This window comes from Kitasatospora sp. NPDC001309, assembly GCF_042896295.1.
GTDB lineage: Bacteria > Actinomycetota > Actinomycetes > Streptomycetales > Streptomycetaceae > Kitasatospora.
The window spans coordinates 103,487-114,074 of record NZ_JBIAXC010000023.1; the positions used below are offsets into that span (position 1 = coordinate 103,487).

Sequence of the window (10,588 nt, forward strand, 5' to 3'; positions counted from 1 at the left end):
CAGCCTCCCGTCGCACCCGCCGCCGGACCCGCTGCCCCGTCACCCGCCGTGCCGGACACCGGTCGCCGCCGCCGGCTGCTGGTCCTCGCGATCTGCTGCCTGAGCCTGTTCATCGTCGGCCTGGACAACACCGTGGTGAACATCGCGCTGCCGGTGATCCAGAAGGACCTGGACGCCCCGGCCTCCGGCCTGCAGTGGATCATCGACGCCTACACCCTGGTGCTGGCCTCGCTGCTGATGCTGTTCGGCTCGGTGGCCGACCGCTTCGGCCGCCGGCGGGTGTTCCGGATCGGGCTGGCCTGCTTCGCCCTGGGGTCCCTGCTGTGCAGCCTGGCGCCGAGCCTGGAGTGGCTGGTGGCCTTCCGGGCCCTGCAGGCGGTGGGCGGCTCGATGCTCAACCCGGTGGCGATGTCGATCATCACCAACACCTTCACCGACCCGAGGGAACGGGCCCGGGCGATCGGCGTCTGGGGCGGCGTGGTCGGCATCTCGATGGCGCTCGGCCCGCTGCTCGGCGGCTTCCTGGTGGACGGCGCCGGCTGGCCGTCGATCTTCCTGATCAACGTTCCGGTGGCCCTGGTCGCCATCCTGCTGACCTACCGTTACGTCCCCGAGTCGCGCGCGCCGCGGCCCCGCCGGCTCGACCCGGTCGGGCAGCTGCTGATGATCGTCCTGCTCGGCTGCGGCACCGCCGCGATCATCGAGGGCCCGGGCAACGGCTGGACCTCCCCGGTGATCCTGGCCCTCGCCGCGGCCGCGGTCGCCGCGCTGATCGCCTTCCCGCTCTGGGAGCGGCGGGTCGCCGAGCCGCTGGTGGACCCGCGCTTCTTCGCCAGCGCGCCGTTCACCGGGGCCACCGTCACCGCGGTCTGCGCGTTCTCGGCGCTGGGCGGCTTCCTCTTCCTCAACACCCTCTACCTCCAGGACGTCCGGCACTACAGCCCGGTCGAGGCGGGCCTGTGGACGCTGCCGATGGCCGGGATGATGCTGGTCTGCGCGCCGCTGTCCGGGCGGATCGTCGGCAGCCGGGGCCCGCGCCTGCCGCTGGTGGTGGCCGGGCTGGGCCTGGCGGCGAGCGGCCTGCTGCTCACCCGGCTCGGCGCCGACTCCCCGGCCGCGCTGCTGCTGGCCGCGTACGCGCTGTTCGGCTTCGGCTTCGGCCTGGTCAACGCGCCGATCACCAACGCGGCGGTCTCCGGCATGCCGCGCTCCCAGGCGGGCGTGGCCGCCGCCGTCGCCTCGACCAGCCGCCAGGTCGGCCAGTCGCTGGGCGTCGCGGTGATCGGCACGGTCGTCACCTCGGCCGTGGTGGGCCCGATGGCCACCGGCTTCGCCCCGGCCAGCCACGCCGGCTGGTGGATCCTGGTCGGCCTCGGCGGCGCCGTCCTCGTCCTCGGCCTGGTCACCACCGGCGTCTGGGCCGACCGGACCGCCGCGGGGGTGGCCGCCCGCCTCGGCGGCGAGCCGCCGGCGGCCCGGCCCGGTGTTCGGGAGGCTCCGCCCGAGCGGCTACCATGACCACTACGGCGGAAGAGCCGGCCGGGCGGTCGCGACGGGTCCCTGACCCGCCGAGGAACGTCCGGGCTCCACAGAGCAGGGTGGTGGGTAACGCCCACCCGGGGTGACCCGCGGGACAGTGCCACAGAAAACAGACCGCCCACCGCTTCGGCGCGTGGGTAAGGGTGAAACGGTGGTGTAAGAGACCACCAGCGACCGGGGTGACCCGGCCGGCTAGGTAAACCCCACCTGGAGCAAGGTCAAGATCGGTGCCCTCGGGCACCGTGCGCGAGTGTTCGAGGGCTGCTCGCCCGAGCTCGCGGGTAGACCGCACGAGGCTGTCGGCAACGGCAGCCCTAGATGGATGGCCGTCTCCCCGGGCCGCGCGAGCAACCCGGGTGACAGAACCCGGCGTACAGGCCGACTCTTCCGCCCCTCGAACAGCCGAAGGCCCTCCGACCCGCAACGGGTCGGAGGGCCTTTCGCGTCGTCCTTTTCGCGTCGTCCCTTTCGCGTTGTCGCGGGACCTTCGCGCGTCGCGGGGCCGGGTTCAGGCCGGGTGGGTGCCGACGGCGTCGCGGATCTGTTCGCCGAGGCCGCCGTTGACGCGGGCGCAGTTGGCGCAGCAGAAGAACATGCCGGCCACCTCGACGCCGTGGCCCACGATGCGCACGTTGCAGTGTTCGCAGCGGGGGGCGAGCTTCTCCATCGCGCACTCGAAGCTGTCGAAGGTGTAGGTGTCGCCGGTGACCGTCCTGATCTCGAAGGCGAGCCAGTAGTCGTTGCCGCAGGTGACGCAGATGGCCATGGCGGCCGTCTCCTTCCGGTGGGGGCCGGCCCTGGCGGGGCGGCTCCCTCCAGTCTCGAAGGCGTGCCCGGCGGCGGCCACCCGGCGGGCCCGTCCGGCGGGGCGGGCCGCCGGGGCGGGCCGGTGGGAGCGGTCAGCCGGAGTCGGCGGAGAGCTGTTCCAGTGCCCGGACGGCGCGGTCGGCGTCGTCGGCGGCGACGAACAGGTGGTCGTGGTGGAAGCCGGCCACCACGTTGCAGCTGATGCCCTGCTCGGCGAGGCGCCCGGCGACGGCCGCGGTGAGTCCGACGGCCTCCAGTGCGGAGTGGATCTGCAGGGTGATCCAGGCAGCCACGTACTCGTAGCGCAGCCCGAGCGCGTCGGCCTCCTCCTGGGTGACCACCACCGTCACCCCTTCGGGTTCGGCGACGGTCACCACCGGCCGCATGCCGGCGGGCACCTTCGCGGGGAGGGTGCAGTAGACGTACCGCCCCGGGTTGAGCTGCGGGCGCATCCCGCGCAGCAGGGTCGCAAGGTCTCGTTCACCGGCCATGCCCGTCACCGTATCCGTTCCGCCCGGGCCCGCGCGGCCTGTCGCAACCGTGTCGGTATCCGTTGACGAGCGACAGTCACCGATATATCGTCGAACTATCGAGACAGTGACTCGACTGTCCCGACGGAACCGAAGGAACCATCGAGGAGGTGGGCGCCATGCGCTCAGGAATGCGATTTCGCGCGGAGGACCCGCGCGGCGGCGGACGCCGTAGCGGTCCGGGTCCGGAGTTCCGGGGGATGCCCGGAGAGGGCCCCGGCGGCTTCGAGGGGCGGGCGGCCTTCGGCGGCTTCGGCCCGCCGTTCGGCGGCGGCGGCCCCGGCCGGCCGATGGGCGGCCCGTTCGGGCACGGCTTCGGCGGCCACGGCGGCCGGCGCGGCGGCCCGCACGGGCGGCGCGGCGGCCGGGCCCGGCGCGGCGACGTGCGGGCCTCGCTGCTGGCCCTGCTCAAGGAGCGGCCGATGCACGGCTACGAGATGATCGCCGAGATCGCCGAGCGGACCAACGGGGCCTGGCGGCCCAGCCCCGGCTCGATCTACCCGAACCTCCAGCTGCTGGAGGAGGAGGGCCTGATCACGGCGGAGGAGGTCGGCGGCAAGCGGCTGGTCTCGCTCACCGAGCGGGGGCGCGCCGAGGCCGAGGCCGGCCCGGCGGAGCCGTGGGCCGAGGCCGGCCGGGAGGTCGACTGGGAGGCCGTCCAGGAGGTCGGCCAGGCGCTCGTCGCGGTCGAGCAGGCGGTCCAGCAGGTCATGCGCACCGGCACCGAGGCGCAGCGCGCCAAGGGCCTGGCGGTGCTGACCGAGGCCCGCAAGAAGCTGTACCTCGTCCTCGCCGAGGATGACTGACCGGTGCGGGGGCCGGTCCCGGCGCAGGCCGGTGGCCCGGGCGGTGCCGCCGCTCAGGGGCGGACCAGGAACAGGCCCACGCAGGCGAGCAGCAGCACCGCCCAGCCGAACCAGAGCCAGCCGTCGGGCCCGATCGTGACGCTGTAGAGGCAGACCACCAGCAGCAGGGCACCCGTCACCCAGGCGACCTGCCGATTGTGGTGGGCGGCAGCCCGCGCGCGGCTCCTGCCGTGCCGTTCGGGGTGCGGAACCGTCCTGGCCATGCCGACCTCCCGGGGAGGGCGAAGGGGGAACGGGCGGCCGGTCAGTCCGCGGGTCCGGTGGGGCCGGCCGGCTCCGTCGGTCCGGTCGCCTCCGCGGACCCGGTGGGCCCGGCGCCGGTGGAGGCCGCCTCGTCGTACTCGTAGCGCCAGAACCAGCTGAGCCCCCGCACCTGCTTGCTCCGGACGTACACCAGTGTGCGCGCGGGGGAGTCGCCCTGCGCGGGGACCGGGACCTTGTACTTCTTGGGCACGCCCAGCATCGGCCCCAGCGGGATCGGCAGGACCGTCCCGTCCAGGGGCCCGCCGACGAATTCGGTGTCCGCGCTCTTCACCCCTCCAGGGTCTCACCTCCACGGGGTGGCCACGCCGGGAGCACCCGGGAGCGGAGGCACGGTGACGGCCGGGTGCCCGGAGTGTGGCCCGCGTGGCCGGGGTGTGACCGGAGAGGCACCGCCCCCGGTCATCCGCAGGCCCCGCGCACCCCTATCCTTTCCTGTACGCCCCCGGGGTCCACCCCGGGTCAGCGGGCCCCGTACGGGCCGGGCGAGGCGCGAGTCAGTGTGCCCTCCGGCCGTCACCGGCGCGGACAGCGTGCTGCCGCGACAGGCGTACCGAGACCCGGGCGTCGGCCGTCCGGTGACCCCGGCCGCGGTCGGCGGGGCGCGGACAGCAGGGCCGAGCACCGCCCCGGGAAGCAGCGGGGGATGCCGCGCGTTGCGTCCGAGTGGTACGTCGAACGCTGTGTCGCACCAGGCACGGCAGTTGCGCGGAAGGGGCACGATGGAAGCCGGCAGCAGGTGGACGACCTGGTGGCAGAAGCGTGACCGTGAGCGGGCCCGCCCGGGAGGCGCGGACCCGGCCGCCAGACTGGAACAGCTGCTCGGCGCCGTGCGCGCCGGATTCCCGCTCGCACCCGCCGCCCACCCGGCCGGCTACCGCTGTTCCTGCGACCGGGTGGCCTGTCCGGCCCCGGCCCGGCACCCGGTCTCCTTCGCCTGGCAGACCCAGGCCACCACCGACCCCGAGCAGCTCTCCCGCTGGCTCTCCCGCGACCCCCAGGCCAACTTCGTCACCGCCACCGGCCGGGTGCACGACGTCCTGGACGTCCCCGCCGAGGCCGGCCGGCTCGCCCTGGAGCGGCTGACCGCGCTGGGCGTCGAGGGCCCGGTCGCCGCCGTCGGCGAGGACCGCTACCTCTTCTTCACCGCCACCCGCGGCACCCCCCAGGACGAGGACGAGTGGTGGGACAGCGCCCTCGACTCCACCCCGGACACCGTGTCCGAGCACCCCGGCCTGCGCTGGCACTGCCGCGGCTCGTACACCCTGCTCCCGCCCGCCGCGCTGCCGGACGGCTCCGAGGTGCGGTGGCTGCGCGGGCCCGAACTGCCGCTGCCGGACCCGCTGCGCGTCCTGGACGTGCTCACCGACGCCTGCACCGAGGTGGGCGCCGTCGCCGAGGAGCAGTGGCTGATCGGCTGATCCGGCGCCCACCGGGTGGCACGGCTACGGCAGGGTGAGGATCTCCGCGCCGTCCGCCGTGACCACCAGGGTGTGCTCGAACTGGGCGGTGCGCTTGCGGTCCTTGGTGACGACCGTCCAGCCGTCCGGCCAGATCTCGTAGTCGTAGGTGCCCAGGGTGAGCATCGGCTCGATGGTGAACGTCATGCCGGGCTTGATGACCTCGGTGGCCCGCTCGCTGTCGTAGTGCGGGACGATCAGGCCGGAGTGGAACGACGTGTTGATGCCGTGTCCGGTGAAGTCCCGCACCACGCCGTAGTCGAAGCGCTTGGCGTAGGACTCGATGACCCGTCCGATGACGTTGATCTGACGGCCCGGCTTGACCGCCTTGATCGCCCGGTTCAGCGACTCCCGGGTGCGCTCGACCAGCAGCCGGGACTCCTCGTCCACGTCGCCGACCAGGTAGGTGGCGTTGAGGTCGCCGTGCACGCCGTGGATGTAGGCGGTGGCGTCGATGTTGACGATGTCGCCGTCCTGCAGCACGGTCGAGTCCGGGATGCCGTGGCAGATCACCTCGTTGACGGAGGTGCAGACGGACTTGGGGAAGCCGCGGTACCCGAGGTCGGACGGGTAGGCGTCGTGGTCGCACATGTACGCGTGGGCGACGGCGTCCAGCGCGTCGGTGGTGACGCCGGGGGCGATCAGCTTCGCCGCCTCTTCCATGGCCCGGGCCGCGATCCCGCCCGCGATCCGCATCTTCTCGATCGTCTCGGCGGTCTGCACCTCGGGCCCGGTGTACGGCGTCGGGGCGGGCTTCCCGACGTACTCGGGGCGCGCGATGTGCGCCGGGACCTTGCGGGTGGGGGACTGGATGCCGGGTACGAGAGCCATGCCGGCGAGTCTAGTCGCCGCCCCCGCCGCCACCCGGCGGTTCCCGCGCGGTGTGCACGGCGGCCCCGCCCGGGGAATGATCGGTACCGACCCCCATGTCTGGACGGGAGAACGCGATGCCCCTCGGATTCCACCGCAAGCCGACCGGCCGACCCGGCGAATGGTTCTACTGCATCAAGCACGCCAAGGTCGAGGAGGGCCCCGAGTGCCCCGCGAAGGACCGCCTCGGCCCCTACGCCACCCGCGAGGAGGCCGCCCACGCCCTGGACATCGCGAACGAACGCAACCGCGAGTGGCAGAACGACCCGCGCTGGGACGACCGCCCCAAGGACGGCGGGGCGCAATAGCCCGGCCGCTCCGGGGCGGTCAGGCCGGGGCGGGGGTGTCGAGGGCGTTGCGTTCGTGTTCGGCGCGGACGGCGGCGGTGTGCGGGTCGGTGCGGTCGTCGTAGGCGAGCAGGCGGGGGAGGGCGGCGGCGAGGGCGAGGACGCCGGCGACGCAGGCCAGGCCCCCGGTCCAGACGGCGGCGCGGACGCCGATCAGGCCGGCCATGGTGCCGGCCCGGACCTGGCCGAGCTGGGGCCCGACGGAGTAGCTGAGCAGCTCGACGCCGGCCATCCGGCCGCGTACCTCGTCCGGGATGGACTGGTTCCACATGGTGGAGCGGGCGATCCCGCTGATCTCGTCCGCGCCACCGGCCAGGGCCAGCCCGAGCAGTACCACCCAGACGCTGCCGGACAGTCCGGCCAGCGTCATGGCCGCGCCCCAGCCGACCGCGGCGGCCACCAGCAGCCGTCCGTGCCGGTGCACCCGGGACGTCCAGCCGCTGGTCGCACCGACCAGCAGGCCGCCGACGGCGGCGGCGGCGTACATCGGGCCGAGCGCCCAGTCCGCGCCCAAGTCCGAGGCCAGGAACGGGAAGACGGCCACCGGGAAGGCGAACAGCATGGCGCACAGGTCGATCGCGTAGGTGCCGAGCAGGTCCTTGCGGCTCCACGCGTACCGCACGCCGGTGAGCACCGCCCGGATCGACGGGCGCTCGGCGCCGGTGGCCGGCGGCACCGCCCTGATCCGGACGAGCAGCAGCAGCGAGACCGCGAAGGTCAGCACGTCCAGCGCGTACGCGGTCTGCACCCCGGACACCGCCACCACGACACCGGCCAGCGCCGGACCGGCCACCGAAGCGACGTTGTGGTAGAGCGACTTGAGGGCGAAGGCGGCCGACAGGTGCTGGTACGCGACCACCCGCGGCAGCAGCGAGTCCAGCGCCGGGCGCTGGAGCCCGTCGCAGGCCGCGACCAGGGCGGCGACCAGGTAGATCGGCCAGAGCACCGGGTGCGGCAGCAGGGCGTTGAGCAGCAGCAGCCCGGCGAGCAGCCCGAGCGCGGCCTCGGAGCGCAGCACCAGCCTGCGGCGGTCCAGGGCGTCGGCGAGGGCGCCGCCCCAGAGGCCGAAGACGATCAGCGGAACGAGTTCGACGGCGCCGATCAGGCCCACCGCGAAGGAGGAGTCGGTGAGTTCCTTGATCTGCATCGGAACGGCGACGTACGTCAGGAAGCTGCCGAAGCTGGTGACGCAGCCGCTCGTCCACAGGTAGCGGAAGTCGCGGGAGGCGCGCCAGGGGGACAGGTCGGGCGCCCGCGAGCGCAGCAGGGCGCGCGCCCGACTGACGGGCGGTGGTTCGTCGTCGTTCACGAACGACCATCCTCGGACGGTCGGTTCCCGGCCCGCAACGGATTTATCACCAGCGCGTGAACGCCGGCGGTGAGGTGAGCCGGCCGGCGAGGTCGGCCAGCCGGTCCAGGGCGGAGCGGCGGCCGACCGGCCGTCCTGCGGCGGCACTGACCAGGTGCTGCGCCAGGTCGAAGGGCTCCTCGGCGGCGGTGCCGACGGCGAGCCGCTCGTGCGCGAGACCCGCGAGGTCGGCGAGACCCGCGCGGTCGGCGAGGTCGGTGGGACCGGCCGGGGTGGTGGGGTCGGCGCCCTCCAGGGCCAGGACGGTCGCGCCCTGCCGGCGGGCGTCCTGCACCCGCTCCAGCAGCGGGGCACCGGCCGCGCCGGGGGCCACCACCAGCACGGTGGCGCCGCGCCCGGCCTCGGCGAGCCGCCGCAGACCGTGCGCCAGGTGGGCCGGGGCGGCGGCGGGCGGTGCGTGCCGCAGCAGGGTGGGCGCCAGCCGGGGGACGGCCGACCAGGCGGCCTCGTCCTCCAGGTGGGCGGCCAGGTGCCAGGGCTCGTACGCCTCGGTGCCGACCAGCAGCAGCGCACCGGCCCCGCGCCGGTCCACCGAACGCCGCAGCGCACCGGCGAAGCCGCCGACCGCCTCCAACCAGCCGGTGCCCGTGAGTCGTTCACGAAGTGCCGAAACTCTCACTGCGTCCATGCGGGCCAGGATGTCGCGCCGGGCCCGCGGTTTGGGAAGATCGGCCCATGACTTCCCTCGATTCAGCGACAAACCCGGCCCACGAGCTGCCGGACGTCTCGCAGTTGGTGGTCGGTGTCCTCGGCGGCACCGGCGACCAGGGACGCGGCCTGGCCCTGCGGCTGGCCAAGGCCGGCCAGCAGGTGATCATCGGCTCCCGCGACGCCGCCCGGGCCGAGGCCTCGGCCGCCGAGCTGGGCCTCGGCGTGCGCGGTGCCGACAACGCCACCGTCGCCCGGGAGAGCGACGTGGTGATCATCGCGGTCCCGTGGGACGGCCACGCCGCCACCCTGACCGCGCTGCGCGAGGACCTCGCCGGAAAGATCGTCGTCGACTGCGTCAACCCGCTCGGCTTCGACAAGCAGGGCGCCTACGCGCTCAAGCCGGAGGAGGGCAGCGCCGCCCAGCAGGCCGCCGCCCTGCTGCCGGACTCCCGGGTCACCGCAGCCTTCCACCACCTCTCGGCGGTGCTGCTCCAGGACGAGTCGGTGGAGCGGATCGACACCGACGTCATGGTGCTCGGCGACGAGCGGGCCGCCACCGACGTCGTGCAGGCCCTGGCGGGCCGGATCCCCGGCATGCGCGGCGTCTTCGCGGGCCGGCTGCGCAACGCCCACCAGGTGGAGGCGCTGGTGGCGAACCTGATCTCGGTCAACCGCCGCTACAAGGCCCACGCGGGCCTGCGGATCACCGACGTGTAGCAGTCGGAGGTTCGTGTCGACCTCACCCCTGGACCCGCTCCGGAGGTGAGGTCGGCGACAATGGGTGGCGGCCGACCCCGGCCGTCCGCACCCGGTCCTAGGAGCTCCGCGCCATGCCTCGCACGTCCCTCTTCGCCCTGCTCGTCGTCGTCCTCGCGCTGGCGGCCGCCGTGGTCTCGATGGTCGAGGGCTTCTGGATCGGGCTGATCTGGCTCCCGCTGGCCGGTGTGGCGAGCAATGTGCTGTGGCTGAACCGGCGCAAGGCGAAGATCGCCGAGGCGGCGGCCGAGCAGGGCTGAGCGGCCGCCGACCTCACGAGCGCCCCCTGGGCGCTCAGCTCTCCCAGAAGCGGAACAGCAGCTGCCCGTAGGCCGCGAAGTTGTCGTCCGTCACGCCGAACAGGTGCATCACCGCGAACACGGCGTCGAAGAGCAGGCTCCGCACCTGGGGCTGCCACATCAGGGCGAACACCGCGAGCAGCCCGTACGGCGCGAACGGCTCCACCGCGCGCCGGGTCTTGTACGACAGCCAGGGCTCGACGATGCCGTAGCCGTCCAGGCCGGGGATCGGCAGCAGGTTGAGGATCGCGGCGCTGACCTGGAGCAGGCCGAGGAAGGCGAAAGCGCAGGCCAGCGGGGTGTAGCGCCACGGCCAGTCGACGCCGTGCCACTCCATCGAGAAGCCCGGGTTGTCCAGCCACCCGGCGCCGACCGGGATCAGCAGGGCCGCCCCGATCACCAGGTTCACCAGCGGGCCGGCCGCCGAGATCAGGCTGTGCTTGAGCCGGCCCTGGATCCGGCTGCGCTCGATCCAGACCGAGCCGCCGGGCAGGCCGATGCCGCCGAGGATCACGAAGATGATCGGCAGCACGAAGCTGAGCAGGATGTTGGCGTACTTCAGCGGGTTGAGCGTGAGGTAGCCCTTGGCGCCGACGGTGATGTCGCCGCCGTGCAGGGCGGTGCGGGCGTGGGCGTACTCGTGCAGGCAGAGCGAGACCATCCAGCCCGAGACCACGAACAGGAACACCCCGAACGAGGCGTTGCCGTAGCCGGAGTACACCGCCCAGGCGGAGGTGCCCAGGGTGGCGAGGAGCACCCAGAACACCGGACTGATCCGGCGGTCCTCGCTGCGGGAGCGCGGCGTGGCGGCGAAGGTCATCTGTGGGTGCTCC

14 protein-coding genes and 1 other RNA gene are annotated in these 10,588 nt (G+C 73.8%); 7 read left to right on the top strand and 8 right to left on the bottom strand.

Going from position 1 to position 10,588, the window contains the following annotated elements; all coding sequences use genetic code 11:
* The first annotated feature begins 48 nt into the window (after window positions 1–48).
* Together ACFY2K_RS23045 and rnpB are read left to right on the top strand one after the other, a co-directional pair.
* A complete protein-coding gene (locus ACFY2K_RS23045; RefSeq protein WP_387713632.1) occupies window positions 49–1,518 on the top strand; it encodes an MFS transporter in 1,470 nt (489 codons plus the stop codon).
* Window positions 1,519–1,531: 13 nt separating this feature from the next.
* Window positions 1,532–1,929: RNase P RNA component class A (rnpB, locus tag ACFY2K_RS23050), an RNA gene on the top strand.
* Window positions 1,930–2,047: 118 nt separating this feature from the next.
* On the opposite strand, the gene ACFY2K_RS23055 is transcribed toward rnpB, so the two are convergent.
* Together ACFY2K_RS23055 and ACFY2K_RS23060 are read right to left on the bottom strand one after the other, a co-directional pair.
* Window positions 2,048–2,305, bottom strand: a complete 258-nt coding sequence (locus ACFY2K_RS23055; RefSeq protein ID WP_375887995.1) for a Prokaryotic metallothionein — start codon at window positions 2,303–2,305, stop codon at window positions 2,048–2,050.
* Between the two features lie 133 nt (window positions 2,306–2,438).
* Window positions 2,439–2,837: an ACT domain-containing protein gene (locus ACFY2K_RS23060; protein WP_375887996.1), complete on the bottom strand. Its 399-nt coding sequence runs from the start codon at window positions 2,835–2,837 to the stop codon at window positions 2,439–2,441.
* A 170-nt stretch (window positions 2,838–3,007) separates the two neighbouring features.
* Here ACFY2K_RS23060 and ACFY2K_RS23065 point away from each other — a divergent pair, with 170 nt between their 5' ends.
* Window positions 3,008–3,682, top strand: a complete 675-nt coding sequence (locus ACFY2K_RS23065; RefSeq protein ID WP_375888132.1) for a PadR family transcriptional regulator — start codon at window positions 3,008–3,010, stop codon at window positions 3,680–3,682.
* Window positions 3,683–3,735: 53 nt separating this feature from the next.
* Here the strand turns inward: ACFY2K_RS23065 and ACFY2K_RS23070 are convergent, their stop codons facing one another.
* Complete coding sequence (locus ACFY2K_RS23070) at window positions 3,736–3,945, bottom strand: hypothetical protein (protein WP_375887998.1); 210 nt, start codon at window positions 3,943–3,945, stop codon at window positions 3,736–3,738.
* A gap of 41 nt (window positions 3,946–3,986) precedes the next feature.
* Entirely contained in the window at window positions 3,987–4,277 is a 291-nt protein-coding gene (locus tag ACFY2K_RS23075) for a hypothetical protein (protein ID WP_380592570.1), read from the bottom strand.
* A 448-nt stretch (window positions 4,278–4,725) separates the two neighbouring features.
* Here ACFY2K_RS23075 and ACFY2K_RS23080 point away from each other — a divergent pair, with 448 nt between their 5' ends.
* The gene (locus ACFY2K_RS23080) at window positions 4,726–5,424 is read left to right on the top strand and encodes a bifunctional DNA primase/polymerase (protein ID WP_375888002.1); all 699 of its coding nucleotides are present in this window, start codon (window positions 4,726–4,728) and stop codon (window positions 5,422–5,424) included.
* Between the two features lie 24 nt (window positions 5,425–5,448).
* Here the strand turns inward: ACFY2K_RS23080 and map are convergent, their stop codons facing one another.
* A complete protein-coding gene (map, locus tag ACFY2K_RS23085; protein WP_375888004.1) occupies window positions 5,449–6,294 on the bottom strand; it encodes a type I methionyl aminopeptidase in 846 nt (281 codons plus the stop codon).
* Window positions 6,295–6,410: 116 nt separating this feature from the next.
* Between map and ACFY2K_RS23090 the strand changes: the two genes are divergently transcribed.
* Window positions 6,411–6,641 (top strand): hypothetical protein, encoded by a 231-nt coding sequence (locus tag ACFY2K_RS23090; RefSeq protein WP_375888007.1) that lies wholly within the window; start codon window positions 6,411–6,413, stop codon window positions 6,639–6,641.
* Window positions 6,642–6,660: 19 nt separating this feature from the next.
* On the opposite strand, the gene ACFY2K_RS23095 is transcribed toward ACFY2K_RS23090, so the two are convergent.
* Both ACFY2K_RS23095 and ACFY2K_RS23100 read right to left on the bottom strand, forming a co-directional pair.
* Window positions 6,661–7,989 carry an MFS transporter gene (locus tag ACFY2K_RS23095; protein ID WP_387713613.1) on the bottom strand — a complete coding sequence of 443 codons (1,329 nt, stop codon included), beginning with the start codon at window positions 7,987–7,989 and terminating at the stop codon, window positions 6,661–6,663.
* 46 nt (window positions 7,990–8,035) lie between these two features.
* Window positions 8,036–8,677 carry a hypothetical protein gene (locus ACFY2K_RS23100; protein ID WP_387713616.1) on the bottom strand — a complete coding sequence of 214 codons (642 nt, stop codon included), beginning with the start codon at window positions 8,675–8,677 and terminating at the stop codon, window positions 8,036–8,038.
* 47 nt (window positions 8,678–8,724) lie between these two features.
* On the opposite strand from ACFY2K_RS23100, the gene npdG reads away from it, so the two are divergent.
* Window positions 8,725–9,417: an NADPH-dependent F420 reductase gene (gene npdG, locus ACFY2K_RS23105; protein WP_375892651.1), complete on the top strand. Its 693-nt coding sequence runs from the start codon at window positions 8,725–8,727 to the stop codon at window positions 9,415–9,417.
* 113 nt (window positions 9,418–9,530) lie between these two features.
* Entirely contained in the window at window positions 9,531–9,716 is a 186-nt protein-coding gene (locus ACFY2K_RS23110; protein WP_375892649.1) for a hypothetical protein, read from the top strand.
* Between the two features lie 34 nt (window positions 9,717–9,750).
* Here ACFY2K_RS23110 and ACFY2K_RS23115 read toward each other — a convergent pair whose 3' ends face one another.
* Window positions 9,751–10,575: a site-2 protease family protein gene (locus ACFY2K_RS23115; protein ID WP_380527385.1), complete on the bottom strand. Its 825-nt coding sequence runs from the start codon at window positions 10,573–10,575 to the stop codon at window positions 9,751–9,753.
* Window positions 10,576–10,588: the final 13 nt, after the last annotated feature.

What these genes read in the sequence shown, in the direction of transcription:
- ACFY2K_RS23055 (WP_375887995.1), bottom strand. Translation starts at nt 2,305, where the DNA reads ATGGCCATCTGCGTCACCTGCGGCAACGACTACTGGCTCGCCTTCGAG.
- ACFY2K_RS23060 (WP_375887996.1), bottom strand. Translation starts at nt 2,837, where the DNA reads ATGGCCGGTGAACGAGACCTTGCGACCCTGCTGCGCGGGATGCGCCCG.
- ACFY2K_RS23065 (WP_375888132.1), top strand. Translation starts at nt 3,008, where the DNA reads ATGCGATTTCGCGCGGAGGACCCGCGCGGCGGCGGACGCCGTAGCGGT.
- ACFY2K_RS23070 (WP_375887998.1), bottom strand. Translation starts at nt 3,945, where the DNA reads ATGGCCAGGACGGTTCCGCACCCCGAACGGCACGGCAGGAGCCGCGCG.
- ACFY2K_RS23080 (WP_375888002.1), top strand. Translation starts at nt 4,726, where the DNA reads ATGGAAGCCGGCAGCAGGTGGACGACCTGGTGGCAGAAGCGTGACCGT.
- map (WP_375888004.1), bottom strand. Translation starts at nt 6,294, where the DNA reads ATGGCTCTCGTACCCGGCATCCAGTCCCCCACCCGCAAGGTCCCGGCG.
- ACFY2K_RS23090 (WP_375888007.1), top strand. Translation starts at nt 6,411, where the DNA reads ATGCCCCTCGGATTCCACCGCAAGCCGACCGGCCGACCCGGCGAATGG.
- ACFY2K_RS23100 (WP_387713616.1), bottom strand. Translation starts at nt 8,677, where the DNA reads ATGGACGCAGTGAGAGTTTCGGCACTTCGTGAACGACTCACGGGCACC.
- npdG (WP_375892651.1), top strand. Translation starts at nt 8,725, where the DNA reads ATGACTTCCCTCGATTCAGCGACAAACCCGGCCCACGAGCTGCCGGAC.
- ACFY2K_RS23110 (WP_375892649.1), top strand. Translation starts at nt 9,531, where the DNA reads ATGCCTCGCACGTCCCTCTTCGCCCTGCTCGTCGTCGTCCTCGCGCTG.
- ACFY2K_RS23115 (WP_380527385.1), bottom strand. Translation starts at nt 10,575, where the DNA reads ATGACCTTCGCCGCCACGCCGCGCTCCCGCAGCGAGGACCGCCGGATC.